The sequence below is a fragment of the Pontiella desulfatans genome (assembly GCF_900890425.1).
Classification (GTDB): domain Bacteria; phylum Verrucomicrobiota; class Kiritimatiellia; order Kiritimatiellales; family Pontiellaceae; genus Pontiella; species Pontiella desulfatans.
In genome coordinates this window covers 229,205-255,932 of record NZ_CAAHFG010000005.1, presented here as the reverse complement: position 1 = coordinate 255,932, position 26,728 = coordinate 229,205, and the positions used below count along the sequence as shown (strand labels likewise).

Genomic DNA, 26,728 nt, shown 5'->3' with positions numbered 1-26,728 from the left:
TATATCACCAACCGATCGTTTTGGATCTCTTTATTCTATATTCTTCAATCGGAAACAAACTATGGATGAACTCTGCTAAACACAGATGATCCGGCTCTATGCGCTTGTACTCCAGAGAGTTGTTGAAGTCGTAATGCACCAGGATGTCCTGCAGCCCGGCCTTGGCCAGCACCGTCAGCGTAAACGGGGTCGCGCCGACGTCATCCGCATCGGCATCCGGATTTCCATCCGTACTGATCGCAATGCGGTTGCCGCGCGTCCACGGCGAGTCGGCCGCTTCAACGGACGCACCGAAAACGATTGCCGCTGACAACAATAATACTGGCCTCTTAAACATTATCATTTCCTACTTCCATGTGGGCATGTTGGCCGACGTAGCGCGGATATCCGATCCGCGTTTCCCACTCGGCGGAAACTCGCATCAGATATGCGAGCTCCGCCCCGGCGCCCAGCTATTCAGTTGGCTTCAAATCGGCAAACGTGCCCGGCACATCGGCCAGCAGCTTTTTGAGTTTTTTCTGCATCCGTTCCAACTTGGCCTGGTATTCGGGATTGCTGGCGAGGTTGGTGGTTTCGCGCGGATCGCGATTCAGGTCGTAGAGTTGGTCCGGATCAAAATAGTTTTTTTCGAACGGCGGATGGTTCAGGTAGAGCTGGAAGCGCTCCATATGATGCCCGCCGGGCGCCATGCCCATGTGCATGTATCGGGGATGTTCCTCCTCGTGCCACAGGTCCTGCGTCCATGGAAACGTCTTGTGGATGTTCGCCAATGCTTCGCGGTGCTCCTGTTGGATCTCCTCCTTCGGACGGTTGGTGTAGCTCTCCGGAACACGGAACGCCAGATACTTGAAGCCGTCGTCGCTGACCACCGCGCGGGTGATGCCGATTTCGAGGAACATGGAATCGCGCCACTCCACCGTTTCATTGCGGCACAACGGCATCAGGCTGGCGCCGTCCAGTTGCATCTCTTCGGGCGGCGTTACCCCGCAGTAGTCGAAGATGGTCGGCGCAATGTCAATATTGGCCACCAGCTCCTTGCGCTCGCCGGGCTCCACCACCCCCGGCAGATAGGCCATCATCGGCACGTGCGCGCCGCCTTGGTAGCACGACCCTTTGCCTTGGTCATCCGTGCTGTTGTCGTTGAAATAAAGGATCAGCGTATTGTCGTCCAGACCCAGCGCCATCAGCTTGTCCTGCACGGCGCCGACCACATCGTCCAGCCACGTCGCCGCAATCAGCTTTCCATTCTGGCTGTCCGGAACGCCCGCTTCGCGGGCCCGGCGCAGCACATCCTCGCGCGGCGGCAGAACCCCCGGGGCGATCGGTTCGTCCATCCAGCCCAGCGGGGTCAGGCGCGGGTCTTTCTTCAGATCGGCCGTGCAGTCCGGCACATGCAGCAACGTACTCGCATAGTAGAGCACAAACGGCTCATCCTTGTACGTTTCGATGAACTCCAGCGCATGCTTGGTCTGCCACTCCGGCAGGTGCACGTTGCATCCGGTTTTAACCAGGTTGGGATCGTCGTTCGGGTTTCCATGAAAAGCCGCGCCCACGTAGTCAAAGCCGAACTCGGCGATGTCCTTGCAGTAATATTCCTGGTTGTATTGAAGGACTTTTTTCACCTCGGGGTTTTTCGGATCGTTATTCGGAACGGTTTTCCGATGGCCATGTTTCCCGCTCGATCCCACATGCCACTTTCCGATCATGCCGGTCTTGTATCCATTCGCCTGCATCACGCGCGGGAAATTCCATTGGTCTTCCGACATGCCCATGTTCCACAGCACCTTGGTTACCCCTTCCTCGCTGATTTCCCGGCGGAACTCGGGAGACTGGCAGCGGCTCGCATACTGCCCGGTCAGGGCGGAATAGCGGCTCGGGGAACAGACGCTGCTCGTTGCATACGCCTTCGAAAAATACGCGCCCTCCTTGGCCAGCCGGTCAATGTTCGGCGTATGCGCCTTGCCCCGGATGAACCCAAACGAATCCATCGGCTGATCGTCCGTATAAATGATCACCACATTGGGTTTGCGTGTCTCGGCCGTTCCCGAAAGAACGGCAACCACCATAATCATTGCGAGAATTATCTGCTTTTTCAAACCATTGGTCCATTAGGGGTTCATCGGAGCCGTTCGCACACCACTCTCGCGGATGCGCATATATTCATTAAACATTTTTTCTGCACGGGCTTTGTATTCAGGATGTGTGATCAGGTTCCGTTCTTCATTCTCCGCCTGGTTGGACTCCAAATTGAACAGAGCGATCGGCTCCCATTTATCCAGCTGATGGCTGCTCTGGATGATCAGCTTCCAGCCGCCTTCGCGGTACATGACCTCGAAGCTTGCGCCCGCCTGCCAGATCAGCTTATCGCGCGGGTTGAATTTTCCTTCCCCGAGCAGCACCGGGAGAATGTTCGTGGAGTCGAGCGTCTCCTCGTCCTTCATTTTCGTGCCGGCGATTTTGGCGACCGTCGCCATCAGGTCGTGGGTGATCACCAGCTCGTCGGTCATGGCTCCGGCCTTCACCTTTTTCGGCCAGTGGGCAATGAACGGCACACGGTGCCCGCCTTCGTGCGGGGCGCTCTTGGCGCCGCGGTATAGCCCGCTCGGCCTGTGTCCGGACTCCATCGTGCCCGGCACATTCCAGGTCAGGCCGCCATTGTCGGCCGTGAAGATGACCAGCGTGTTATCCAACACACCGTTTTTTTTCAGCGCGTCGACAATGCGTTTTACCTCAAGATCCAGCACCTTGATGCATTCCATGTGGCGCGACGGCAACGTGCCGCGGATTTTCTGGCCGTCCATCTCCGCGGGTGGCATGTGCGGGCGGTGTGCCTCGGGGCTGCAGTAGTAGAGGAAGAACGGTTTCTTGTTGGCATGCTCGTTGATGAAGCCAACCGCCTTGCGGGAGATAATGTCCGGAATCTTCGAGGTATCCCAGTTGGAGTCGCCCATGCCAGGTCCCTTGTCGGAGATCGTCATGTTGCCCTCGATGTTCAGCGCCTTTTTATCTTCCGCGGTAACCGTGGCCGGATCCGTGGCCGTTTGCTCATTCCAGCAGATCATTTTTGAATCCGCTTCGAACGGCGCCCACTTTTCATTTTCGTAGGCCATATAGAGCGGCCCCTGCACACCGGTCGGCAGCGCATAGCCATAATCAAAGCCCATGTCCTTGGGGCCGCCGTAGGCAATCTGCATCATGTCCGCCGGAACCGGTTTCGGATCTTTGTCGTTACCGCGATAGCATCCGTTGCCATCCAAGCGCTTGAAACTGAGCCCCAGGTGCCATTTGCCGACAAAGCCGGTTGCATAGCCCGCATCGCGCGCAACGGTTCCAAGCGTCGTGTCGCCCACCTTGATCGCGCCTTCAAGAAACGAGTTCCACACGCCCCATGGCGCGACCGAACGGTAGTTGTTCTTGCCGCTCATGATGGCATAGCGCGTCGGCGCACAAAGCGAAGTCGACGAATGGGCATCGGTGAACCACATGCCGTTTTCCGCCAACGCATCAATGTTCGGCGTTTCCAGAACGGGTTCCATTTTCATGAAACGTTCCCGATAAAAACTGATATCGCCGGAACCGATATCATCGGCCAGAATCACCACGATATTGGGTTGCCCCGATGGCGCGGCGGAAACCCATGCAGGCCCCGCAGACAGCGATGCCGCGATCAAGATAAACAGATGCTTCATAGACTCTTTCCTCCATAACCTTCGCAATCAGCCCACAACGTCCCATATCGGCCGAACGTTGTCACTTGGCTAAAAGGACGGGACCATCCCTCATTAAAACCTACTCCGCGATGACGATCCGCACCTCACCTTTAATGCCGGACGTTGAATAGGTCTCCCCTTCGTTCTTTGCGGAGGGGTTGGCATCGTCCCAGGAATAGGTGTTGATGATGACCTCGCCCGCCTGGTGCGCATGCAGCACGCCGAATTTATCCACGGTGGCGATTTCCGGATTGCCGCTTGCCCAAATCACACCGGACGCCTTCTTCAGCCAAGCTATCCATGCGGGGCGTCGCGAATGGCACATTTTCGAATGGCTCCGTTGGATGGTCGCAGCTGATCGATTCCGCACCATACGCGGACACTGAATAATGGCTGACATCGTCCAACAGGATAAGCACCACATTCGGCTTGCCCGCCACGGCGAGCGCGGAACTCCCAACACACAACAGCACCATCGCTAATCCAGAACACGTCATCAAAACTCCTTCAACACCCGCCGTGCCCAAGGCACGCAGAGCACCAAGCTTTGTGAACTTTGTGCCTTTGTGTTTACTCATCTCACCCGAAACACAACCCGTCCTTTGATCGGTCCCTCGACCACGCTTGGCGACCCCTGCGGGCCGAGCTCCCAGGCGTTCGCGAACTTGGTTCCAATTCCCGGAAGCTTGTGGAACAGATGCAGCCCGCCCGCTTCCGGATAGTGCCACCAGGCGTGGATCGGACTGGTGTATGTTTTCTTATTGCGCTCGCCCTCCGCATTTCTCGGCAGCAACACACCAACGGACGAGAACCTATCAGGATCAACCAGCAGCGAGGAATTATCCAAAAGGCCTATCTGCATCCAGTCCACGTTCCCGAAAATGCCCTTGAATTCCGGCTCGCCCCAGTCCACGCCGGTAATGCGATCGTTGTATTCATTTTCCCACAATCCGAATTGCGGCCCCTTCAGCCGATTGCCCCAGATGCGGTGCGGCCCCTGCCCCAGCCAGCGTTTCGAGACCACCTTCTCCTCGGCGAGATCAAAGCCGACCGCGCAATAGGCCAGCTCGTTGGTCAGTGCGGCAAACGAATAATCGAGCGCCACGGTGCCGTCGTCCGAAAGCGTCCATTTGAAGGATGAACCGTCCGAATTCCCGGATTGGATGCCCACCGCCCCATCCTTTTCCGAAACCTCGGCCTTCCAGTCCGTGGAAAATTCCAGCACTTCATCCAGCGTGCCGGCATAGAGGATCGGCCCCATCCCAAGTCCGACATCTTTTCCATCGACTGAAGCGCCCAGCAACTGTCCGGTTGTTTTGGAAAACCTCCATTCGGTATCGCCAATTTTAAAATGGAACCCGGTTTCTGCACCCTGTGTAGCGCGGATATCCGATCCGCGTTCGGACAAACTCGCATCAGATATGCGAGCTACCTTCAACGGCCATGCCCACTGCATGATTTCCACTCCGTTGCTGCCGAGTGCTCGCAACTCCAGGCCGTCGACCTCTTTCCAATCCTTGGGAAGCGGAAGCTGGAGAGCTCCCACTTTGCCGGGTTTGATCTTCGGCCCCTGGAGCTTCCCTTCGGCAACCACCGTGGTTTCGACGGTGGTGGCGAACGGTGCCGCAAAGTTCACCAAGCGCCATTCAAACAAACATTCCTCGAGGCCGGTTTCATGGTAGCGGTTTTCAAGTTCCAGCTTGCCTTCGAAATCCGGGGGCATCGCCATTTGGATCGGCGACCAGATTTCGCGGACGGAATAATAGGATGCCTCCTTTTCCCCGTAAGGGCCAACGATGCCATCGGCCGATTGGTTGCCGGCCGTGTCCAGCTCGCCATCCTGGTCGGTACGCATGAGTGCGGCATCGCCCCAGCACCACAGCACGCCACCGGCCGAGGTCGGAGTTGCGCGCATGGCGTTCCAATAGTCCTCCAGCCCGGCGCCGTGCCCGCCGTCGTAAAGGCCATGCAGGAACTCGGTCGGCAGATAGACCGCCGGTCGGTTGAGCTGCACCTGCAACGCTTTCCAATCCGGATAGTGGAACGTATTGATCCCGTCAAAATAGGTCCATGGGTGAATCACCGGGCGATCTTGAAGATCATAGAGCGGATACAGCTCGTCAATCTCCAGGTTGAACCCGTTTTCATTGCCGTTCGCCCAGAGAACAACCGACGGATGGTTCTGGTATTTGACCACCATTTCATAGGCGATGTTCCGCGCAATCGGCGTGTCGATATAGGGATCGTGCCAGTTGCACAGCTCGGTGATCACCATCAGGCCCAGCTCATCGCAGGCCCGCATGAACTCCGTCGTCGGCGGCATGTGGGAACGCACCAGGTTGGCATTCATCGCCTTGATCGCACGGGCATCGTTCCAAACCTTTTCGGCATCCACGGCGCGGCCATGCCGGGGATCAAAGACATTGCGGTTCACGCCTTGAACCATGATTTTCTTTCCATTCAGATATAGGCCATCCCGAGGCCGGAGCTCGAATGTCCGGAAGCCGAAGCGCTCCGTTTTTTCCGACAGGATTTCCCCGTCCTTCTTCAGGGTGACCTTGACCTGGTAGAGATTCGGATATTCCGGCGACCAAAGGTTCGGGTTTTTGATTTTGGTGTTTAAACGAATCCGGCCGGTGCCATTGTGCATTTCCGCCGTCATGGGTTGGCCCACATTTTCGCCTTCCAGCGTCTGGACTTGCGCGACGAGCTCGTCAACGTAACCCTTCGATTTTTTCCAGAACCGGCTCTCATGCTGCACCTGGGGAAAAACATCGAGGCGCAGCGTGCCGTCGGCCCTGGCATCAATCGCCAAGCGATTGACAAATTCCTTCGGCTGCACCTCCAGATAGACCGGCCGGTAGATGCCGCCGAACACCCAGTAGTCGCCCTTGCGTTCCGCCTGGTCGAGGCTGCTGTTCTCCGGTTTTTTCTTCACCAATACTTCGAGTGTGTTTTCCCCACCATATTTCAAATTGGATTTTTTATTCAGAATGTAGCGGAACGGCAGGTAGCCCCCGAGGTTTGGAGTCCCTACGCTCTTGCCGTTGATCTTGATCGAGGTTTCCGACATGGAACCTTCAAAGACCAGGCGCACATGCTTTTCCTGCCAATCCTTGGGAACCATGAAGGAGGTGCGGTAGGTGCCGGTCTCATCATGTTTTGTCGCGGGGTCGTCGTGGCCATAGTTATAATTGCCAAACCCCGCCTGCTCCCAGTTGGACGGCACCGGGATCTTCGTCCACTCCCCGCTCTTGCGGCCTTTGGAACAGATGAAGTCCCACTCCACCGCGTCCGACGGCCCCTGGCCCGAAAGATAAATCCGCTCCGCACCCGGTGCTCCAAAAGGAGAAACCGCCAGCCCGGCAACTAAACTAATCATCCATTTTTTCATATTAATATCACCTGCACTGTTTTTGACCGCAAAGGCGCTAAGTCGCAAAGCCTTTAAATCTTTGTTTCTTTGCGCCTTCGCGGTCATCAAATCATTCCTGTTATAGCGTCACGCCCTGTTTCCATATTGCAAAATCGCGGTATCCATTTTCCTCGCTGCGGGTTTTGAAGCCGGACGCCACATCCACCAGATACTCGAAGAAGGCATCGCCCACGTCATCCATCGCCGCGCCCTCCAGCAACACCCCGGCGTTATAGTCGGTCCAGTTTTTCTTCCGCTCCGCCAACGCGCTGTTCGAGGAAATCTTCACCACCGGCACCGGCCCGCCCAGCGGCGTTCCGCGGCCGGTCGTGAAGAGCACCATCTGGCAACCGGCCGCCGCCAAAGCCGTGACCGCAACAATGTCGTTCCCCGGGCCTTCCAGCAGCGTCAGCCCATCGCTCTTGATTCGTTCACCGTATCGAATCACATCGGCCAAGGGTGCCGTGCCCCCCTTCTGCACACACCCGAGCGATTTGTCCTCCAGAGTGCTAATCCCGCCCTGCTTGTTTCCCGGCGACGGGTTTTCGCCAACGGGTTCGCCATGCGAAATGAAATAGTTTTTAAAATCGTTCACCACCGCCACCGCGCGGTCGAAAACCGCTTCGTTCACGCAGCGGTTGAACAGGATGGTTTCGGCGCCGAAGGCCTCGGGGATTTCGGTCAGCACCGCCGAGCCGCCACGCGCAATCAACCGGTCCGAAGCCGCCCCGACCAACGCATTCGCCGTCAGTCCGGAAAAGGCATCGGATCCGCCGCACTTCAAGCCGATCCGCAGTTTGGAAACCGGCACCGGTTCCCGCTGAACCGTGGCCGCCGCATCGCGCAGCTCGGCCAGCAGCTTGCCGCACGCCTCGCATCTCAGCAACAGCTTCAAGCAACACTTTGGCCAAAGCCCCCTTGCCTACCGGAGCAACAACCGCTAGACGATGCTTTCCAGCGGCCCCCAGCCCTTGCGGGGTTCGCGCCAGGCGAGCTCGTTGATCTTCGGGTCGCTGGTGATTTCCCCGGCTTCATTGAGGACGAGCTTTTTCCCGGCCCGGGCACAGAGGTTGCCGAGCTGGATATTGGCGGTCATCGGCCCGGAATAGGAAAAGTTGGACTGGCTGAATTCGCGCGGTTTTTCGCCGCGGCAAGCCATGAAGAATTCCGCGTGGTGGCCGGGGGAACGGTCGAGCAGCTGTTCCGGGCGTCCGAACTCGCGGCGCTTGGCTTCGGGAATGATGCGCGGGCTGTTCCAGTAGTCGCCCTGAACCAGCATTTTGCCCTTGGTGCCGACAATCAGGTTTCCGGTGCGCGGCAGGGTGGCGTCATCCTCCTTCAGTTCCTCGGGGGTTTCCGGCATGTAGGGTTGACCCTTCTTGTCCTGGCCTTCGTACCAATAGGTTGCGAAGCCGGGGCGCTCGGCCGTTGCCCGGTAGGTGCACTTGACCACCATGCCGGCGGGATATTGGTCGCCAATGGAACCGTTCATCTCCAGGGGCTCGGCGGTTGCGGCATAGCCCGGATTCATGATGGCGTAGATGCCATCGGTCGTGTGGCAGGCCATATCGCCCAGGGCGCCGGAACCAAAGTCCACGAAGCCGCGCCAGTTGAATGGATGATAGGGTCCATAGCCTTTGTGGGCGCCTTCTTGCGGAGCGGCGAACGGGCGCATCGGGGCCGCGCCGATCCAGGCCTCCCAGTTTAGATAATCCGGAACCGGCGAGGTGTAGCCGGGGCGGTTTCCGCCCTGCGGCCAAATCGGCCGGTTGGTCCAGGTGTGGAATTCCTTCACCTCGCCGACGGCCCCACCCTTCACCAATTCATAGGCCACGCGCCACCCCTGCATGGCATGGCCATGGTTCCCCATCTGGGTCACGACATTTTTCTGCTCACCATACGCCTGGGTCAGCAGTTGCGCCTCGCGCACCGACCACGTGAGCGGCTTTTCCGTGTAGCAATGGATGCCCATCGAAACCGCGGTCATGCTAGGTGAAAAATGGGAATGGTCGGGCGTGGTCACGAAGACGACATCGATGTCCTTGCGCTGCTTCTGGAACATTTCGCGCCAGTCGGTGTAGCCGGTCGCACCGCCCCACCCCTCCTTGTCGTGCACGCTGCCCCACGTTCTTTTGTCAACATCGGCGAAGGCCACGCACTGGAGCCCGTGCGCATGGGCTTCCTTGGTGTGCGTCTTGGCTTTCCCGCCAACCGCCACAAAGGCCACCTGCAATTTTTCATTGAGCCCCTGGGCGCGCACGATGGCCGGAAACCCGACGGTGGCCGCGGCCCCGGCCTTAACAAACTGCTTTCTATTCATCTTCATGTTCGGTCTCCATTATAGGTTTATCCACAGTTCCACATTCAGTCCACCCGCGTCAACAGCATGAGCCGGAAGTCCATGACCCCTTCGCCGGGAATATCCAAGGCCCGGAGCCTGAGTGTTCCGGGGCCCTTTTGCAGCTGGATTCTACCCAGCGTCATCCGCTTGAAGTCCTTGTTGTAGGATTCGCTGCGCGGAACACGGTCCAGCTCCATGCCTTCCAGCGGCGGATCGTGCGCCTCCACGATTTTCCCGGTCAACACGGCCGCGTTGAACGCCAGTTCAACGGTCGATCCGACGTCGGCGGCGGGGCAGGTATAGAACAGCTCGACCTGGTAGGTTCCGCCCTGGCCCACTTCGCAATTCCACTCGATGGCGTCGTCCTTGTTTTTCCAGTGGGTGAAAAAGGAGTCGTTGGGATGCCTGCTCGAGCGTTTGATTCCGCCAAGGCCCACGCCGTCGCGCGCGGGAATCTGGGTGATGGGCGCTCCCGGATGGCCGATCACGAACGGGCGGCCGTCGAACGCCTTGCCATGCTCCGCCAACATTTGAGTGCGCCAATTTTCCGCGAACGCGGCCAGCGATGCGGCGGTCTCGGGAGCTTCGCCGTTGACCGGTTTCCGTTGGCCGGGATCGGCCACCATGTCGTAGAGATTACCCTTGTAGTCCAGGCGATGGCGCTGGGTTCGAACCGAAATATTTCGCCAATAGTGCACCAGCGTCCGCTCCTTCCATCCGGCGGTCTGGCCAAGCAGCAACGGCTTGAGGCTGGTTCCATCCAGCGGCTGGGTTCCTGCCAACGGCACCCCGCACAGCTCGGCCAGGGTCGGCAGCAGATCGTAGGCCGAACAGATCGGCAGCACTTCGGTTCCGGGCCTGATTTTTGCGGGCCAGCGAATGAACAACGGGGAGCGCACCCCGCCTTCGTCGGTCGATCCCTTCTGTCCGCGCATGTCGCCGTTCCACCGTTTCCCGTTCGGGCCGTTGTCGGAGAAATAGACCACGATGGTATTTTCCGCGAGCTTCAATTCATCGAGCTTGGCGAGCAAGCGGCCCACGTTCCAATCGATGTTCTCACACATGGCCAGCGCGGCGCGGGTGTGGTCGATGTTTTCCTTGTTCCGGTCCCGATGCTCCTGGGTCAGCTCCATATCCTTGAACTTGTCCCACCACCGGTCGGGAACCTGCATGGGCGAATGCGGCGTGTTGAGCGGAAGATAGACCAAGAACGGAGCCGCGCGGTGGGTGGCGATAAAGTCCATCGCCCGTTCGGTGAAATCGTCGTTCACATAGCCGTTGCCCGAAACGATGTCGCCGTTATGGTCGAGCATCGGGCTGAAATAGTCGCCCCAGTGGCCGGAGCAAAACCCATAGAACTCGTCGAAGCCGCGCGTGTTGGGATGGTACGGGGCCTGCATCCCGCTGTGCCACTTGCCAAACGCCGCCGTTTTGTAGCCCCCGCGCTTGAAGAGCTCCGCGATCAAGGTCTCGTCGGCATTGATCCGCTCCCCGCCGGCGGACGTGCTGTATACCCCGCAGCGTACATGGTGCCGCCCGGTCAGAAACTCCGCGCGCGTCGGGGAACAAACCGGGCTCACGAAAAAACGGTCGAAGCGCGCCCCCGCGAGCGCCATGCGGTCGATGTTCGGCGTGTGGATCGCCGTGTTCCCGTTGATGCCCAGATCGCCCCAGCCCTGGTCGTCGGTGAGGATGACCACCACGTTCGGCTTCGATGAAGCGGCATGCCCCGCCACCGAAACCAACGCGCCGATCGCGCCGAACACCATATATTTCGAGACCACTCGTTTCACGCCATCCGCTCCCAGTAATTGAATAAACGCTTTAGGCCCAAAGGAATCAGACAAGCAAGGCCATTAATTTACCGGAGGCGGCCCCGGAAAACCTATGCCGCAGTCAAGGAATCGATCAAGCTCCGCTCTTCCCCGGAAAACGTCCGGTTCTCCAGCGCCTTCGTGTTTTCAACCAGTTGCTCCGGCCGGCTCGCGCCGATCAAAACGGAGGCCACGGGAGCAAAATCCAGGTTCCAGCAAAGTGCCATCTGGGCCAGGCTCTGCCCGCGTTGCCGTGCAATTTCGTTCAACGCACGGACTTTTTCCAACAGTTCGTCGCTCACGCGCTCCCGATCGAGGCAGGTTCCTTCCGTTGCCGCGCGCGAGTCCGCCGGGACTCCATGGAGGTAGCGCGCCGAGAGCAGCCCCTGCGCGAGCGGGCTGAAGGTGATGGCCCCGACGCCATCTTCAACCAAGCCCTGGAACTCGCCGGATTCGGCGGCATTGCGGTCGAACATGTTGAACGGAAGCTGGTTGAGCAGGCAGGGCGCGCCGAACTCCTTGAGCAACGCGACCATGCGCCGGGAAGGCGCGCCATAATAATTGGAGATCCCGACGTATAGCGCCTTGCCCTGCCGAACCACATCGGCCAAGGCCTGCGCCGTTTCCTCCATCGGTGTTTCGGGATCCGGGCGGTGATGGTAGAAGATATCGACATAGTCGAGCTGAAGCCGTTCCAGGCTTTGGTCTATCCCGGCCATGATATGTTTCCGGCTGCCCCAGTCGCCATAGGGCCCGCTCCACATGCGATGCCCCGCCTTGGTGGAAATGACCAGCTCGTCGCGGTGCCCCTCGAAATCGGACTTCAGCATGTTGCCGACGTTCACCTCGGCGAATCCGCCGCCATAGTTGTCGGCCAAATCGAAATGGGTGATCCCCGCATCGAAGGCGGTGCGCAGCAGTGCCGCTTGGTTGGCGAGGTTTTCGCCTTCCCCGAAATTATGCCACATCCCGAGCGAGATCGCCGGCAGCTTCAAGCCGCTGCGGCCCACCCGGTTGTAGAGCATGGTTTCATTGCGTGTTTCCGAATAGTTCATGGTTGTCCTTTATCCGGGGATGCTTCCCCGTTCGTGTTTGTATACCCTGGCATGGATGCCAGGAACCGCTGGCATTCCGCGGTTAGTTGCTCAACGATTTCGGGATGGGCCCCCGACACGTCCGTCATTTCGGATGAATCCGCGGCCAGATTGAACAAGGGACGGGGATTGCCCAGCGGCATGGGCGGAACCCCCGGGTATTGCATCGAGGTCGGTTGTTCCCTCTGCCCGAGAATCGTGATGCCATTGGGCCAGACGCGATCGACATAGTCCGGGTTTAGATCCCGCTTCGAAAGATAGCGGGGTTCCTGGACGAAGAGCTTCCAGCCGCCCTTGCGAATGGTCATGATTTCTTCGTTGTGCGCGCTGAAGATCGGGCCGTGCGTATCCGTGGTTCCCTGGAGTACCTCCGTAATGTTTTCGCCATCGATCTTCAAGCCGGCGGGCATGGGCACCCCGGTTAGCCCCAGCAAGGTCGGGAAGAGATCGAGCGAACTCAGCGGCGTTGAAACCACCTGCCCGGCGGGGAACGCCCCGGGATAGCGCAGGAGGAACGGAACCCGGATGCCGCCTTCCCACGAGGTGGCCTTCTTCCCCTTGAGCCCGCCGGTGCTGCCGCCGTAATGGGGCCCGTTGTCCGACAGGAAGATCAAGATGGTTTGCTCCAACACCCCAGCGGATTCGAGGGCTTGGCGGATGGTTGCCACCGACCCATCCAGCTCCCGGATCACGTCGGCATAGAGGTCGTCCGGCGTTTCGGGCGTATGGAATTGAGCCGAAGCCGCCAGCGGCTTGTGCGGCATGGCATGGGGCAGGTACAGGAAGAACGGTTTGTCCGAATTCCGTTCGATGAAGTCCGTTGCGCGTTCGGTGTAGCGTTGGGTCAGCAAGGTCTGCTCGGCCGGATTCTCCACCACCTTGTGGTTCTCCCAGACCTGGACCGGAAGCATGTCGTTGGAATAGAGGATGCCGTAATATTCATCAAAGCCCTGCTGCGTCGGGTGGAATGCCGCGGTGTGGCCGAGGTGCCATTTCCCGATGCAGGTTGTTGCATAGCCCGCCTGCCGGAACACCTCGGCCAGCGTGATCTCTTCGGGCCGCAGGCCGCGATCGTCGTGAATGCCCGGATGCGGATTGCGGGTCAGGCCGTTGCGGAAGGGATGCCGCCCGGTGAGCAGCGCCGCGCGCGACGGGGCGCAATACGGAACCGGCACGTAGAAATCCGTTGCCCGCACCCCTTCGGCGGCCAACCGGTCGATGGCCGGCGTTTGATGGTTCTGCTGCCCGTAGCAGGACAGGTCGCCGTAGCCGAGGTCGTCGGCCAGGATCAGCACCACGTTGGGGCGCCTGGCCTGGAAATCGATGATCGCCAACGTGGGATCGTGGTCGGACGGGCGCACGTGTTTGTGCGCCCCCGCATCGTAGCGGTCCTTCACAACCCCGGCCTTGATCACCTTTGCGCTCTTCGGCCATACCAGAACATGGTCGATTTTTTGCACTCCGGGATCGGTGTCGGCCATTGCGATGGGCGGCTCCGTTCCATACACCTTTTCACCCAGTAGATGGCGCATGGGGTTTGTTTCCTGGTAGCGGTTGAAGTCGCCCATGAAGATCACGGGATCGTCCGGGGCCTTGCGTGCGGCGATGCGTTCCGCGCACAGGCGCGAAGACTCGTCCCGCCCGGTGCGGTGGTCCCAGTGGGTGTTGAAGACATAAAGGGTTTCGCCGGTGCCCATCCGGCGGAAGCGCGCCCAGCTCGTCACCCGCGCCATGCTCGTCCAATCCCGGGATCCGACCACCTCCGGCGTGTCGGACAACTGGAACGAACCGTGGTCGTTCCCCACGATCTCCCAGCAGTCCTTGCGGTAGAATATTTTCGAGCATTCGTCGAACCGGTCGCCGTCCCCCTTGCGGAAACGCCCGATGTGGGCATATTCCGGCAATTCCTTTTCGAGGAAGGGTAGATATTCCGCCACGATTTCCTGCGTGCCGAGGAAGTCGGGCCTGTGCTTCTTGATGGACGCAATCACCAGATCCTTGCGGAGGTCCCACGATTTCTCGTTGAGGTCCTGCGGCGCCGGGTAGCGGACGTTGAACGTCATCGCACGGATCTCGCCGGCCTCCGCAACCAACCGGAGCCCCGAAACCAAAACAACCCAACCCAGAACGCCCTTCATCCAACGGAAGCTTGGGATCGGGGCAGCCTTCCCGCTCCGGAAACTACTCACCCGTCTTCCCCTTCGCCTTCTTTTTCTTTTTGCCGCCCCCCGTTGGGTCGTAGTGCTTGGAGCCCTTGGCCGGTTCGGCCATCTGCGCGAACCAGTCGGCGTAGAGCGTTTCCTCCTCCGGCGGATGGAGCGGATTATAGCTCACATCCGCATCGCCCTGGTCGTCGGCCACAATCACCACAATGTTCGGCAGGACCTTCGACGCCCCCGCCCCAACCAGCAGCGAATTCACTAAAAACAAACACACAACACCATATTTCATTGTTCACCTCTCATAAAGAATAAACGTTTAACCTAAAAGGGTTTGGACACCAAGCCAATTGTCGGCCCATTTTGGACAGCGCGATGCCTTCCCTTGTTTTTTATGGCTGCAATCGGTCAGATGGCTTTTATATGAGGCATTTGCCCCGATAGGGTTGCACCGCGCCGCCCTTTGTTCCATAACACGTACTTGAATTCAATAACCGAGGTTTCGCATGAAGATTAGGAATATTGCAATCATCTCCGGCCTGGTGGTGCTTTTGGCGGGAACCGTTTCCGCAGCCCCACCCAAGGATGCCCCCAACCCCCTGCCCGGCGCCCGGGCCGAAATCTACAAATCCATCGATGGCGTAAAACTGCCCATCCATATCTTCGAGCCCAACGGCCACAAGGCAGGCGATGCGCGTCCGGCCATCGTCTTTTTTTTCGGCGGCGGATGGAACAGCGGCTCCCCCTCGCAATTTGAAAAACAGTGCACCTATCTCGCTTCGCGCGGCATGGTGGCCATGAGCGCCGAATACCGTGTGAAAAGCCGCCACGGCGTAAAGGCGGTCTCCTGCTTCAGCGACGCCAAGTCCGCCATCCGCTGGGTGCGGCAAAACGCCCAACGCCTCGGCGTCGATCCCAACCGAATCGCGGCGGGCGGCGGCTCGGCCGGCGGCCATTTGGCCGGGGCGCTCGGCACCATCAGCGCCTTCGACGACCCCACCGAAGACCCCTCCATCAGCGCCCTGCCCAACGCGCTTGTTCTCTTCAACCCCGCCCTTGTCCTCGCGCCGGTGGAAGGCTATGACTCCGGGAACCCGAAAAAACTTGCCGGCATGGAGGCTCGCATGGGAGTCCCCTCCCACCAGCTTTCGCCCTACCACCACATTGGCTCCGGCATTCCACCCACCATCATATTCCACGGCACGGCCGACAAGACCGTCCCGTTTTCCTCCGCCGAACTGTTTACCCGGCAGGCAAAGAAAAAGGGGAACCCAGTGGAACTGGTCCCCTACGAAGGCCAGGGGCACGGCTTCTTTAATTATAAAGAGAAGGGCAATCCCGCCTTCCTCGACACCCTCAAAAAAACCGACGCCTTCCTCGTTTCGCACGGATACCTGCAAGGCTCCAACACCGCCGAAGCCTTCTTCGCGCAAAAGGAATGAACCATGACCGCTGGTCATTGTTTTCTTCGAAAAATATCGGAGCGCTACGCTCGCGGGACGGGATTACAGGATCTACAGGATGTTGCTACACCTGATCCTACTTGATCACGAACGAACGACTGTTATTCCTTTCCGCTTTTATCTGCCTTCACGTTACTCCTTCAAATCCTCGGCGATGGTGGCGAATTGTTCGAGGGCGGCTTCTAGGTCTTCGGTGATCTCCAGGGCCAAGACATCGGGATCGGGGAGGTTGGCGGAGTCTTCCAGGGATTCATCCTTGAGCCAGAAAATGTCGAGATTGGCTTTGTCGCGCTTTACGAGGTCGGCATAGTCGAAGCTTTTGAAGCGGTCAGTTTCTTTGCGGTCGTGACGGTTGCCAAGGTAGGGCTGGCTCTCCGAGCCCGCCGCGGACGCCTGCGGAGATACGTCCCCACCAAAATAGCAATTCACGAAGTCATCGAGGTCGGAGCGCTTGAGCGGGTTTGTTTTGAGGGTGAAGTGCATGTTGGTGCGCAGATCGTAGATCCAGAGCTTGGAAGTCCACGGCTTTTCCTGTGCGGGTTTGCGGTCGAAGAAGACGACGTTGGCCTTTACGCCCTGGGCGTAGAAAATCCCGGTCGGCAGGCGTAGGAGGGTATGCACATCGGCCTGCTTCAGCAACTCGCGTCGGATGGTTTCCCCGGCGCCGCCTTCGAACAATACGTTGTCCGGCAGCACCACCGCCGCGCGGCCATGTTGTTTGAGGATGGTGAAAATGTGCTGGAGAAAGTTGAGCTGTTTGTTGCTGGTCGATGCCCAGAAATCGTCGCGGTTGATGATCAGCGCTTCCTTCTGCTGTTCCCCGGCTTCGTTCACGATGGTGACGCTGCTCTTTTTGCCGAACGGCGGATTGGCCAGCACCATGTCGTATTCACCATGCTTGCCCGACAATCCATCCTTGGTGGTTACCGGCAGCTCCTTGGCATCTGTATCACCGCCAATGCCGTGCAGCAGCAGGTTCATGGCGCAGAGACGGGTTACGCTGTCCACCAGCTCGATGCCGAACAGGGTTTCGTTGCGTAACGCCTTCTTTTGCTCACGGTCGAGCTCGTGGTGTTTTACCAGATAATCATGCGCCGCCAGCAGAAAGCCGCCCGTACCGCAGGCCGGATCGCAGATCGTCTGCCCCGGTTGCGGCGCCATCGCATCCACCATGGCCGCAATCAGCGCGCGGGGGGTAAAATATTGCCCGGCCCCGCCCTTCACGTCCGATGCGTTCTTTTCCAGCAGCCCTTCGTAGGCATCGCCCTTCACGTCCGACGCAATCGATGTCCACTGCTCCTTGTCGATCAGCTCCACAATCAGGCGGCGAAGCTTGGCCGGATCCTGAATCTTGTTCTGCGCCTTCTTAAAGATCAGCCCCAGCATGCCCTTTTGCTTGCCTAGGTTTTCCAGCACATGGCGATAATGCGTCTCCAGCTCATCGCCGTCGCGCTCCATCAGGCTCGGCCAGCCATATTCCTCCGGCACCGCCGACGGCTTACCGCGTAACTGCGCCTGCTCCTCCGCCATTTTTAGGAATAGCAAAAACGTCAACTGCTCGACATAATCGCCGTACGACAAACCGTCGTGCGCAGAATATTGCAGTAGTTCCAAAGTTTGGATACCAGTTGTTGCGGGTTGGTCATCAATACATCTCCTTCATCAAAATTGCCGGATTCTTCCGGATTCGTTCGTCTTCACTATTAGGAAAACTGCCAAATTCGCGTGTTTTATGACCTTTTCACTAATTTCGGCGGCGGCCATCAATTGCCGGATTCTTCCGGAATCCCCACTCCGCGAACAGCGTGAACAGCGTGAACAGCGTAATCAGCGTAATCAGCGTAATCAGCGTAATCAGCGTAATCAGCGTAATCAGCGTAATCAGCGTAATCAGCGTGAGAATCAACCATCCTCATCAATCTTCACCAGAAAATAGGTATATTTCTTCGTTTTCCCACTGCTCTGTTCTTCAACCCGGAGCAATCCTTTCTCTACCAATTCATTAAGTCGCCTTCCCCGTTGCACACGGGATAGGCCAACCGCCTTTGAAAAATCCTCGTCGGAGGATGACCGCGCACCGTTCGCTTCAATGAACTGCAAAATGAGCAAATCCTTCTCATCCAGCTTTTCCCCGCACTGCGCGATGGCCGTACGCATCTGCTCCAGCCCAATGGTCTTGTCAGAACTTCTTTCCGCAACCAGTTCCATAGCTTCGCGCAGCACAGCAAACGCCCGCCTTGAATGCCCGCCGGTGGCACCGACCAACGCCCAGAATGCATTCCGCTCAACAAAATCTTCCACCGCTCCCTCCCATTTTCGGCATTCCAAGCGCCGGGCGATCAACTTGTACAGCTCAGGTGGAGGAAAAACAGACAACTCGACCAACTTGCCAAAGGAGAACGATGCGGCCTCCTCAGTACCCGGCAGGTTGTCATTGATCCGGTCGGCAAAAATTTGGTCTAGCGAGACGACAAACGGCACGCCCAAATCAGAGAACATGCCATCAATGGTCTGCGAAAATTTGGTAACAAATCGGAAATAGGCATCCTCGTCATCAAGCAGGAACCTGGCTCGTTCAAGATTATCAACAATCACCACGAAAGGTGCCTTTTTATGCATGGCGATTTTCTTGATCAATGCCAGGGCGCTCTCCTCAGTGTGCTGTGCCAGCTCGCGTTCTTCCTGTTCTTTGATTCCCGCTTTCAGGGTAAGGTTCAGCATCGCCTTCCATCCGGCCTCACCAGCCGCTTCAACTGCCGAAGTATATTTGATGCTGTTTTGCACCCGCTCAATTTCTTGGTCAACTTTCAGCTTCAGCTTGGCCAGAACCTTCACCTTGCCGGCCTTAATTTCCTGAAGGATCGCCGCCAGAATTTCCCGATAAAGCAGATTTTCGCTGGCACCACTCATCTGGGTCACCACGACGGGATAGCTTTCGCTGATCGCCCATTCTTCCAGCTTATATAACACCGAGCTTTTGCCGGCCCCCTGCGCACCAAAAACACCCGACAACGGGTTGCTCAATGCATTCTGAAGGCGCCTTATCTCGGTTTTACGGTCAACAAACAGCTCCAGTTCTGAACCGCGCAAAACCCGGTCGTCAAACGGATGCTGCTTAAATCCCCAAAACTTCAACACGGGTGTCATAATGGTTTTACTGCTCATAAGGATCTCCATTCCATGGCATTTTAATAAACTCCAAGAATCCAGCCCTCAAGCGCCGCAACCTGTTTTTCTTCATCCGTTAGCGGTGGATGAAAATATTGCGTCAGAAAACCGTTGCGATCCATCTGCTGCATCCAGGCAGCGCAGGAGTAGGCATCCTGTTCGTCGCCTGTTCGGCCATCGCGCTCATAGCGATTGCGGAAGATGGAAGGATACACTTCGGCAACAACGGATTTGCCTTCAGGAATATCAAAGCCATCAACCGGCCAGAAATGGAGGCGGTCACCCAACCGGCTTCGAAGCTGAAGCAACCATGGCAGTCCTGCGTGGGTGGACTTGGCCACACTCCCGTTCACATCAAAAAGGAAAACGCTCTTGGCTGATGAAGTCCATTGCTCGGTCAGTCGGAACTCTTTGCTATCACCGCTGCGCGGATTGTTTTCCCGGAAAGATTCAACCGAGGCCGACTCCGTTTTCCAATGATTGGAAAAGTCAGCCAGAAACTGATCCCATGTGTGAATATTGTTTCGCTGCATGTAGCTCTTTGGAAATGAAAATCCATGATCAATCCCTACAATTACCCGGTCGTGTGTCGCCAGGTAATTTTCGAGCCATTCCGCGAGAAGTTGACGGCTCCAGTTCCAATCATTGGAAGCCTTCACCTGCTCGGGTTCAGTGCCTCCCTCAGTCAAATAAAGTTGAAGGTTGCGACGACGCCCCGTTGGTTCGCCTGCTCCCGAGTAATCGATGCCTATGTATGAATTAAATATCATGGATTCATTATCTAGTTAGATCCCCAGATCCAACTGAACCTGCTTGCGCCTAACGCCATCGACACACATGTCGAAGAGCTCTTTGGACTTGGTGGGATTTTTGAAGATAACGGCTAGGAAGTTACCGTCATATCGCTCCTCCACCATCTCTTCTAAAGAGTCCACAGCTTGGTCAACCAGCTTAGAAATAGAATCACATTCATCCCATAGGTGGTGCTGACGGAGAGTAAAACCCCGTTTTTGTTAAGGTTTCTGATGTCCGATTCATTTAGTCAATTCCGATTTTTTGTTGAAGGTTAACCATGGTTCCGCGCTTTGTGCATATGGCTGTCCCACAGCTCTTAGACAAACCCCGGCAGATACGCCTGTTCCGGCGCACCCCGTATGCGGCCGGGCGGTTTGGCTGTCCCATAGGAATCCAGCAAGGCGGGCAGGTTCCACCGGCGCCAAAGCACCGCGCGCACAACAGTGAACTGCCGCTTGAAGCTGTGCTCCCATCCGTGCATGAACGCGAGGCAGCGCATCAGCAGGTGGACCAGCAGCCCCATCCAGATCTGCCAGCGCACGGCGTTGGCGCTGTAGCCCAGGAAGTCGGAGAGTTGGAGCGTCTGCTTGATCTCCTTGAAGAACACCTCGATGTCCCAGCGGCAACGGTAGAGTTCGGCGACCGTCCACGCGCTCCACTCCAGGTGATTGGTGATGAAGGCGATTTCGACATCCTTGCCGTTAATCTCGACCAGCGCCACGACCCGGCGCAACTCGCACGGATAGGCTTTCTTCGATGCTTCGACCACCATCTCGATGACCTCGTCGCGCAGGATGCGCTTGTGCCCGGTGGTTTCGAGGGTGCGCACCACCTTGTACTGCATGTTGTCCTTCGCCCGGCCAACCCACCAGACACCGCGCACCGTCAGCTCGAAAAGATGCTTGAACTTGTTGTAGGCCTTGTCGAACACGGCGATTTCACCGGGTTTGAGCTCGGCGCACAGGCTTTGGGTCATCGTGCTGTCATGGTGCTTCGCCGTGTCGATGATGGCGCACCGGGGCAGGAAGCTTTGCAGGTCGAGGCGCAGGTGGCACTTGGCCGCAGCCTTGCGGCGGCGATGCTTCGCCCAGTCCATGCAGTTGGCGACGAGCTGGATCGTGGTCGAGTCCAGCGCATGGATCGTCTTGCTGAAGCGCCGGAGGTATCCGCGCCGAACCTTGCCCTTCGCGAAGCCCGGGACTGTATCCATCAGATGCTTCATCATGCACCAGTAGAGCTCTTCGGCCATGTCCGCGTTGCGGATCTTGTTCGCGTGGCTCAGGTTGTTACGCGACGGAGGAACCGCGCCGCGGATGGTAGAGAGCGCCGCCGCGTTCATCTGGAGCGCGTCGCACACATCGTTGAGTCCGAGTGCATGGGAGAAGTGGGCGTACAGCAAAGAAACCACATGGCTCCACGGCGTGTACGTCCGGCTTTGAATGTCCACGCCATGCTTCTGCGCAAGGCTCGACACCATGTGTCCGGGAATCAGATTGCACAATTGTTTCAAGGTTGTATACCTATGTCCGGCTGGCTTGTGTTTATGTTGTTTTTTCATACCCTCCGAGTGGAGGATTTCAACGGCACATGCCAGCCTTTTTTTTCAATATCTATGGGATGACAATGAAATAGAATCGTAATGCTCTTCCACTTGGAGTTCTGCGCTGCCTAGTCGCTTGGGCAGTTGGTGGCGTCTAAACACAACCGATGCAATTAAACGGTTTCCATGAACCAACACTCCGTATCTTTTGCCGCTTTTTCGCGTCAACAATTTCAGGATTTCATCTATTCGCCTTTCAACCAGCCTAAGGAGCAGAACTGCATGATATACATAAAACGAGGTTGTTGTTGGATTGAAGAGTCGTTTATACGGTGACTTCTCTAAATCCACCCAAAACTTACCAATTTCCTTTTTTACCTGAACTGCAAGATTTGGATCTCCTTCTGCACAGGCGAGAGCGATAGTTGATTCTTCCAAATCAAATGCGGTATCCGACCGTTTAAAGCCATCAGAACGAGCGATATTGTAATCGATTCCTTCGATTTGTAATTCGATGCGAATACGATGTTGCTCTGGATCCTGCGAGGCAAAATCGCGTGCTTCGATTCGGTTTTGGGTATTGTTCGTCCGGGTGATTAACGTTCCATAATCCTCTTTAGCTGCTTCGAGTGAAATTACCCGCAATGGTACCCGCACATTTTCTAGATTCTCTGCGCTTCCGTCATAGCGCCCCAAACTACTAACTGTTTGAGCGCCATTTACAACAAACGCACCAGAGGCTTTAAACGTTCCTAAATCTCGAGTGCCGCCCCCTGCAGGACTCTTTATTACATCCTTCGCGGTAACAGTAATGCCGTTATTGAAGTACCAAAAATCTTCTGGTCGAATATCCACAGTAGAAGCTATTTGCTTATTAACGTCTGTGTTACCGAGAACACTTCGTAGATTGTTCGCAAACAACCTTTCACCGTATTGCTTCCACCACGCCGCAATTTCGGTTCCAGTCACCATCCCATAAAAAGCTGTATGGGGCGTTTCTACTTTTCCCCATTGAGACAACCCAAACTCCAGCTCGTTGGCACCGCCTGCCGCCCCCTCTGCCAACATGGTGTATATTTTGTCCTGCGGCAGATTCTCGAAAATCGCGATTTCACTCGCGTCATTCAGTTCGCTTAACAGATCATCTATTTGTCTAGTTGCATGCACGGCCAACGATGACCTGCCCGTATGGGCCAGCACTAAAACAACCTGACATTCAAAGCTAGATAACGCATTCTCTATACTGCTCTGACGGCGACGCACGCGATCATTAAACCGATCAAAATCACTGTTGACGAGGTCGCGAACGCCGTTGCAGAACTTTACAACTTCCCCACTGTCGGGTTCGGAATTGCCATCCTTGATCCACTTGGATTGTACCAAAACCAAACGATTGTAGGTGGAGGAATAGAAAACCGCGTCGATTCCATTATCGTTACCTCCATCGGTAACGGATGCCCCTGCGTCTATCTCAGGACACCCTGCAATGGATTTGACCGCATATGCAGCTAGACAACGGGTTTGAATTTTCACATCGAGCTCAGGATCATTCGGATTGAAATCATCTTTCGGAATGTGTTCTTCAAACGATTCACGGATACGAGTTGCGATCTGATTGACATGCAGAATGCTCATTTAACCAATTTCCCTTCAAAGGCTTTTTTCAAGATGGACTGGCGGAGGCGGGCGGCGCGTTTTAGGTTGGCTTCGACGGCGGCTTCCATTTCCTCGATCACGCTCAGGCGGCGCTCTACTTCTTCCACAATTCGTTTTTGTTCGGCGAGGGGAGGTAAACCCAATGGCAAGCTACGCACTTGTTCGAGACTCAAGCCCGGTTTTCCCGCACCATATGCCCACTTCTCCAATCTATTCCGACCATGTGCAGGTGAAACAATCCATACAAACTGAAATGGTGACGTTTCGTTGCGAACAGGCTTCAGAAGGGCAACATGCTGGCTTACGTAAGCGACCTCATCCAGTCCTTTTACCATTGCTGATTTCGTTACGTTTGCCCCCGTAATAGTTACAAGCAGGTCGTTGTTTTCAACCGAGCTTCGCATGCCTTCTGCCTTCTCTGGCAATGAAACATGCGCGACGCCTGATAAATTTAACGAGTCCGTTTTTATGTCCTGAGCGCGAATGAATAATGAACCCTTATCTGCGTAATACTTGCCCCACCCCCGCGAACCACTAGTCAGAAGCGTCGTGAGTTGTTCAGCAGTCGCCCACACCCACCCTTCGGGCAGGTCGGGCAAATCTTTTGTATCGGGGGCGGCGGGTTCCTTGTATTTCTTCTTTGTCCGCCGAAGCCTTGGCGAAGGAGGATTGAGGGGGGCGTTTTTCTGCTGCTCTTCGTGGGCTTTGCGCCGCTCGATCAGAATGCGTTCGAGGAGCTCAGATCCTGTTTCGAATTCATATTTATCCCTCGCAGAGTCGCTGAGATCGCAGAGATTTTCAGATTCCCCGTCTTTGTGTTTTTTGTGCCTTTTTGTGGCCAAACCATCTTCTCGTCCAAAACGGTGCGACTGATCGGACGCCTGCGGAGAGGCGTCCCTACCATTTTCTCCGAGTCTCTGTGTCTCTGTGGTTAAATCTGCTCCGCACAGTTCGGCTTCGGTCGGGACGAGCTTTCCTTCACAGGCGGCTTTGAGGACGGAGGCGCGGTAGCGCTTGAGGTTGGCCTGCACCCGCTTCAAACCCTCCACCCCGGCATCCAACCGTGTAAACTGCTTCTCAATCTCCGCCACAATCCGGCGTTGTTCGTCGAGAGTTCCCGGCATTGGAAGTTGAATATCGCGAATGATGCCTTGGTTGATATTTGGCTGGGCACCGCCTTTGCCCTGATTGATCAAATCTTTGCGAATCGACTCCAAGAAATAGAACACGTATTGCGTATCAATGTCTTCAGGAAGAAAGATGCCACACACTGCTTGGTTCGTCGTTGCATCGACTCCCAGTATTCCAAGTTTTCCAATAGTTGCTCCATAGAGCGCAATGCATAGAGTTCCCTTGGGAAATAATTTTGCGGATGAATTATCTAATCCAGACTGGGTTATCGTTTCCTGAACATCGTAAACCGTACCATCACCAAGCTCGCCAGATTTCACCCACGGGATGTCACCACCGTAATAATCGGTTACACCACGTTTCGGTGTTCCACCGCTCGATGTTTTCGCAACATCCCCAAGCCGTTCAGTTTTCCAACCTTTGGAAGCGCTCATCCTTCAAACACCTCCGCGATGGCCGTAGAGGCGAGTTCGCCGATTGTCCCAGACATGGGAAATTCATTCTGTAGCGACTCCATCTTTTCCTTAAATTCGGGCATGATTTCGGGGCGTGCCTTTTTCATTTGCCGCAGGGTTTGGGTCAGCAACATGCGGGCGGTTTCGTTTTGAGGATTGCGGACGCAATACTGAAGCGTGCCGTCGAGGATTTCACGTTCACCGGAGAGCCCCCCGCCTTCAAGAAAATCAAGGTTATGACAGTTGACGGCCAGGAGTTGCTCCAGCCGCAGCAGATAGTCGGAAAGCTCAGCGCCCCGGGGCAACTGGTACCATTCAGGCGCTTTGACATTACTTACGTTCGACCATTTAACGATCAGGTTCCGAACCTTGGAAAGAAACTCTTCAACGCCCACTCCCGGACTGTTTTGATTGGCTTCGGCCGTGACGGCCCCGACCATTTCGCCGTCGGATACCCGCATCAACTGCGCCTTGAGCTTCCAGGGATTGGAGACGGTGCTAACCGTGATGTAGACCAAGTAATCCATCGGGAGCTTTTGGCCGGATGCCATTTCGCGCAACGCTTCGTCGGCATAGGGTTTCCCGAACAGGGCGAATCCCTGCCCCTGCGCCCAGGGGATGAGTGCATGGGCCGCGGCATCGGTTCTAAAATGGATTTGCTCAACCAACGCGATCGGCAATGCACGACTTAACCGGCCCGTTGTATCAGCCAGTTGGGTAACGGCTTTTTCAAGCGGTTGGGCATAAATGGCCGTACTGCCCAGGATTCCAATGACAGGAACACCTTCGGCCTTCACGGGATTCAAATCCTTAAACGGAGAACCGGAACGCATCCACAACGGCCCTTCGATGGACATCATGGTGACACCAAGCGGCTCTTCGGGCGGTGCTCCGTCGCCAATACGCGCCTTGCCCAGCTCGGTATCCCAGAAGCTCAGCGTTTCACGCCAGTCGGGACGTTTGAGGGCATAGAGCTGGTTGAGAATAGAGCGCGCGGCATCGAGGTTGCCCAGATCCAGGTTGGCCTTGATCAGATTATTTCCCACCATAATGCCGTGGATTCCGGCATCGAAATGCGGTTCGGCCCATTCAATGATTTCCTTCAGGTGGCCGCTGTTGCCCAGATCCCCGCTCATTTGCTTGAGCAGGTCGACGGGCACGGGCTTTCCGGCATTGGCCAGACTCTCCTTATAGAAACCGAGCGCTTTGTTCAGATCACCTTTTTCAAGTTCTGAACGGGCCAGCCACAATTGCGCGCGCCAGCTTCCGCGGATGGCGGCAATACGACGCAGCGCATCCTGCCCGGCTTGGTCACCGCCCTGCTCCCGATGAATCACTTCATACCAGCCAACACCGTTATCCTGATTGGGATCGGCTTCCAGCGCGTTCCACAACGTTTTCAATGATTTCTCACCAAGCCCTTGCGTGGAATAAACCTTGGCTAGGTTGGTCATCACCACCCCGTTTTTTCCATGCTTGGAAAGGTGGCCCAATAATACCTGCTCAGCCTTTTTCAGCTGCCCGGTTTCCATGTAAGCAATGCCGAGAATGGTGGCGCCGCGCGCGGGATCAGGATCAATCTTATGCAACTGCTCCGACGCGGGAACGATTTCTTCGACAAATTCATCACGCAACGATTGGACGATCAAACCATACAACTCGTCGGGGTTGTTCCATGCCTTTTCGATGTTGCCCATCAGAATATTATCGCGCCACTCCTCGCGGGTGATGAACATTTCCCGGCCATATGTATCGAACACCTTGATCAGGTTGGGATCGTCGGCCGGATTCTCCGGCCGGCTCACCTTAGCCCCGGCCCGAACGGTACTCTCCTTCCGCCCTTTCCCAAATTTCCCCCTAAATAAGCTCATATTGTTACCGATAGTTAAACGTGCAGTTTTCCTTTTTCAGGTGCAGACCCCTTTAAAATCCCCGATTTCGCCCAATTTATTGTTTGACTAACAGCGGCAATCATTTAGGTTGCCGT

18 protein-coding genes and 2 pseudogenes are annotated in these 26,728 nt (G+C 56.5%); 1 reads left to right on the top strand and 19 read right to left on the bottom strand.

What is annotated here, in order from left to right:
- Positions 1-4: 4 nt before the first annotated feature.
- The 11 genes and pseudogenes from E9954_RS31320 to E9954_RS31270 form a co-directional block, all read right to left on the bottom strand.
- Entirely contained in the window at positions 5-337 is a 333-nt protein-coding gene (locus E9954_RS31320) for a hypothetical protein (RefSeq protein ID WP_222847389.1), read from the bottom strand.
- A 115-nt stretch (positions 338-452) separates the two neighbouring features.
- Positions 453-2,096, bottom strand: a complete 1,644-nt coding sequence (locus tag E9954_RS31315; protein WP_222847388.1) for a sulfatase family protein — start codon at positions 2,094-2,096, stop codon at positions 453-455.
- Positions 2,097-2,108: 12 nt separating this feature from the next.
- Complete coding sequence (locus E9954_RS31310; protein WP_136083244.1) at positions 2,109-3,689, bottom strand: sulfatase family protein; 1,581 nt, start codon at positions 3,687-3,689, stop codon at positions 2,109-2,111.
- Positions 3,690-3,789: 100 nt separating this feature from the next.
- The gene (locus E9954_RS32850; RefSeq protein WP_168442726.1) at positions 3,790-3,981 is read right to left on the bottom strand and encodes a hypothetical protein; all 192 of its coding nucleotides are present in this window, start codon (positions 3,979-3,981) and stop codon (positions 3,790-3,792) included.
- 303 nt (positions 3,982-4,284) lie between these two features.
- Positions 4,285-7,104, bottom strand: coding sequence for a glycoside hydrolase family 2 TIM barrel-domain containing protein (locus tag E9954_RS31300; RefSeq protein ID WP_136083242.1), 2,820 nt, complete (start codon positions 7,102-7,104; stop codon positions 4,285-4,287).
- A gap of 100 nt (positions 7,105-7,204) precedes the next feature.
- Positions 7,205-7,987: pseudogene (locus tag E9954_RS31295) on the bottom strand (UxaA family hydrolase); the annotation flags it as partial.
- 78 nt (positions 7,988-8,065) lie between these two features.
- On the bottom strand, positions 8,066-9,451 hold the full coding sequence (locus tag E9954_RS31290; RefSeq protein WP_136083240.1) for a Gfo/Idh/MocA family protein: 1,386 nt from the start codon (positions 9,449-9,451) through the stop codon (positions 8,066-8,068).
- Between the two features lie 38 nt (positions 9,452-9,489).
- The gene (locus E9954_RS31285) at positions 9,490-11,259 is read right to left on the bottom strand and encodes an arylsulfatase (protein WP_222847386.1); all 1,770 of its coding nucleotides are present in this window, start codon (positions 11,257-11,259) and stop codon (positions 9,490-9,492) included.
- Positions 11,260-11,351: 92 nt separating this feature from the next.
- Positions 11,352-12,335 carry an aldo/keto reductase gene (locus E9954_RS31280; protein ID WP_136083239.1) on the bottom strand — a complete coding sequence of 328 codons (984 nt, stop codon included), beginning with the start codon at positions 12,333-12,335 and terminating at the stop codon, positions 11,352-11,354.
- Positions 12,332-14,563, bottom strand: coding sequence for a sulfatase-like hydrolase/transferase (locus tag E9954_RS31275; protein WP_136083238.1), 2,232 nt, complete (start codon positions 14,561-14,563; stop codon positions 12,332-12,334). The genes E9954_RS31280 and E9954_RS31275 overlap by 4 nt, the downstream gene beginning before the upstream one ends.
- Entirely contained in the window at positions 14,556-14,825 is a 270-nt protein-coding gene (locus tag E9954_RS31270) for a hypothetical protein (protein WP_136083237.1), read from the bottom strand. The genes E9954_RS31275 and E9954_RS31270 overlap by 8 nt, the downstream gene beginning before the upstream one ends.
- Positions 14,826-15,039: 214 nt before the next feature.
- Between E9954_RS31270 and E9954_RS31265 the strand changes: the two genes are divergently transcribed.
- Positions 15,040-15,975: an alpha/beta hydrolase gene (locus tag E9954_RS31265; RefSeq protein WP_136083236.1), complete on the top strand. Its 936-nt coding sequence runs from the start codon at positions 15,040-15,042 to the stop codon at positions 15,973-15,975.
- Between the two features lie 153 nt (positions 15,976-16,128).
- Here E9954_RS31265 and E9954_RS31260 read toward each other — a convergent pair.
- The 8 genes and pseudogenes from E9954_RS31260 to E9954_RS32915 all read right to left on the bottom strand — a co-directional run bounded on the left by E9954_RS31260 (position 16,129) and on the right by E9954_RS32915 (position 26,612).
- Positions 16,129-17,642, bottom strand: a pseudogene (locus E9954_RS31260) (N-6 DNA methylase).
- 98 nt (positions 17,643-17,740) lie between these two features.
- Positions 17,741-17,902, bottom strand: coding sequence for a hypothetical protein (locus tag E9954_RS32845; RefSeq protein ID WP_168442725.1), 162 nt, complete (start codon positions 17,900-17,902; stop codon positions 17,741-17,743).
- A complete protein-coding gene (locus tag E9954_RS31255) occupies positions 17,899-19,161 on the bottom strand; it encodes an AAA family ATPase (protein ID WP_168442724.1) in 1,263 nt (420 codons plus the stop codon). The genes E9954_RS32845 and E9954_RS31255 overlap by 4 nt, the downstream gene beginning before the upstream one ends.
- A 23-nt stretch (positions 19,162-19,184) precedes the next feature.
- Positions 19,185-19,934 (bottom strand): hypothetical protein, encoded by a 750-nt coding sequence (locus E9954_RS31250; RefSeq protein WP_136083234.1) that lies wholly within the window; start codon positions 19,932-19,934, stop codon positions 19,185-19,187.
- Positions 19,935-20,275: 341 nt separating this feature from the next.
- Positions 20,276-21,517, bottom strand: coding sequence for an IS4 family transposase (locus tag E9954_RS31245; protein ID WP_136077916.1), 1,242 nt, complete (start codon positions 21,515-21,517; stop codon positions 20,276-20,278).
- A 45-nt stretch (positions 21,518-21,562) separates the two neighbouring features.
- On the bottom strand, positions 21,563-23,134 hold the full coding sequence (locus tag E9954_RS31240; RefSeq protein ID WP_136083233.1) for an AIPR family protein: 1,572 nt from the start codon (positions 23,132-23,134) through the stop codon (positions 21,563-21,565).
- Positions 23,131-24,720, bottom strand: a complete 1,590-nt coding sequence (locus tag E9954_RS31235) for a restriction endonuclease subunit S (RefSeq protein WP_136083232.1) — start codon at positions 24,718-24,720, stop codon at positions 23,131-23,133. Before E9954_RS31235 ends, E9954_RS31240 begins: the two co-directional genes overlap by 4 nt.
- Positions 24,717-26,612, bottom strand: a complete 1,896-nt coding sequence (locus E9954_RS32915; RefSeq protein WP_187357974.1) for a tetratricopeptide repeat protein — start codon at positions 26,610-26,612, stop codon at positions 24,717-24,719. Before E9954_RS32915 ends, E9954_RS31235 begins: the two co-directional genes overlap by 4 nt.
- Between the last annotated feature and the right edge of the window lie 116 nt (positions 26,613-26,728).

Excerpts from the sequence above, each read along its gene's own strand:
- E9954_RS32915 (WP_187357974.1), bottom strand. The coding sequence starts at position 26,612 with ATGAGCTTATTTAGGGGGAAATTTGGGAAAGGGCGGAAGGAGAGTACC.
- E9954_RS31255 (WP_168442724.1), bottom strand. The coding sequence starts at position 19,161 with ATGAGCAGTAAAACCATTATGACACCCGTGTTGAAGTTTTGGGGATTT.
- E9954_RS31300 (WP_136083242.1), bottom strand. The coding sequence starts at position 7,104 with ATGAAAAAATGGATGATTAGTTTAGTTGCCGGGCTGGCGGTTTCTCCT.
- E9954_RS31240 (WP_136083233.1), bottom strand. The coding sequence starts at position 23,134 with ATGAGCATTCTGCATGTCAATCAGATCGCAACTCGTATCCGTGAATCG.
- E9954_RS31270 (WP_136083237.1), bottom strand. The coding sequence starts at position 14,825 with ATGAAATATGGTGTTGTGTGTTTGTTTTTAGTGAATTCGCTGCTGGTT.
- E9954_RS31310 (WP_136083244.1), bottom strand. The coding sequence starts at position 3,689 with ATGAAGCATCTGTTTATCTTGATCGCGGCATCGCTGTCTGCGGGGCCT.
- E9954_RS31245 (WP_136077916.1), bottom strand. The coding sequence starts at position 21,517 with ATGAAAAAACAACATAAACACAAGCCAGCCGGACATAGGTATACAACC.
- E9954_RS31250 (WP_136083234.1), bottom strand. The coding sequence starts at position 19,934 with ATGATATTTAATTCATACATAGGCATCGATTACTCGGGAGCAGGCGAA.
- E9954_RS31235 (WP_136083232.1), bottom strand. The coding sequence starts at position 24,720 with ATGAGCGCTTCCAAAGGTTGGAAAACTGAACGGCTTGGGGATGTTGCG.
- E9954_RS31280 (WP_136083239.1), bottom strand. The coding sequence starts at position 12,335 with ATGAACTATTCGGAAACACGCAATGAAACCATGCTCTACAACCGGGTG.
- E9954_RS31320 (WP_222847389.1), bottom strand. The coding sequence starts at position 337 with ATGTTTAAGAGGCCAGTATTATTGTTGTCAGCGGCAATCGTTTTCGGT.
- E9954_RS31265 (WP_136083236.1), top strand. The coding sequence starts at position 15,040 with ATGAAGATTAGGAATATTGCAATCATCTCCGGCCTGGTGGTGCTTTTG.
- E9954_RS31290 (WP_136083240.1), bottom strand. The coding sequence starts at position 9,451 with ATGAAGATGAATAGAAAGCAGTTTGTTAAGGCCGGGGCCGCGGCCACC.